At 37.4% G+C, this 473-nt stretch carries 1 protein-coding gene; it reads right to left on the bottom strand.

Features of this window, described 5'->3' with window-relative positions; genetic code table 11:
* Positions 1–144: 144 nt before the first annotated feature.
* On the bottom strand, positions 145–473 hold a 329-nt coding region (locus DC53_RS0121100), incomplete at its 5' end, for a hypothetical protein (RefSeq protein WP_033032680.1).

Here is a 473-nt window from a genome sequence, read left to right as displayed (position 1 = left end):
AAACTCTTTTATATGCTGCTTCTACTGGTGATTTTGGATAGTCACTCCTGATTTTATCAAAGAGTTGTCGTGTAGAATCCGTCAATTCGAGATATTTATCAATCTGTTCCAACTCCTCAAAAGTGAGTTTTAGTGTAATTTCGGTCATTTGAATGCCTCAAGTTCTTCAGTAAGTTCATAAAGTTTGTAAGCATCTAAAATCATATCCTCACCTTCACTTGTATTGTAGTATTGGAGTTCATTTGCTACTTCACGAATAGAAGTCGCAAGTGCCTTTCGCATATCATCTGTGGGTTCTTGTGTAAGTTCATCAACAAATGCTTTCCATATTTTTTGTGTGGTATTACTAGTTTCTATTACTCGTTTATACTTCACCCCCATAATGGTTGCGGTGTCTCCTTCTATGTTTTTTTTTAAGATGTCGGCCCCCCCCAATCTTCTCCCTCTATCCCCCCAATACCAATATCTACACA

Origin of the sequence: Pseudoalteromonas fuliginea (assembly GCF_000690055.1) — a bacterium.
Lineage (GTDB): Bacteria > Pseudomonadota > Gammaproteobacteria > Enterobacterales > Alteromonadaceae > Pseudoalteromonas > Pseudoalteromonas fuliginea.
Note: the sequence above shows the minus strand (reverse complement) of the source record. Positions and strands in the feature narration are given on the sequence as shown.